Here is a 283-nt window from a genome sequence, read left to right on the forward strand (position 1 = left end):
GGATCGAGGCCGCCATGTGGGTGGCCGCGCGCTCGTCGGAGGTCAGCTCGAGGGCATCCGTCTGGCGCGGCGCGACCTTTTTCTGGATCATGCGGTGCCTCCCGCGGGTGCGGGCGGGAAGATCCCCGGTTCCCTGCCTGTGCCGCTCCAGCCGCGCAGGTTGATGCGGCCCGAAGGCGGCGTGGACTCCGGTTGGTCGACGAAGTTGGAGAGGTTGTGGAAGTTCTCGACTCCGGTCTCGTCGACGTCGAAGCGCGCGACCGCGGCGGGAGCATCCGTGGGG

1 protein-coding gene is annotated in these 283 nt (G+C 70.0%); it reads right to left on the bottom strand.

The features are described from left to right. Positions 1–87 precede the first annotated feature (87 nt). Positions 88–283 (bottom strand): hypothetical protein (locus WDW90_RS39095; RefSeq protein ID WP_336492994.1); only part of this gene is annotated, 196 nt, incomplete at its 5' end.

The sequence above is a fragment of the Methylobacterium nigriterrae genome, assembly GCF_037106235.1.
In the GTDB taxonomy this organism is placed as follows: domain Bacteria; phylum Pseudomonadota; class Alphaproteobacteria; order Rhizobiales; family Beijerinckiaceae; genus Methylobacterium; species Methylobacterium nigriterrae.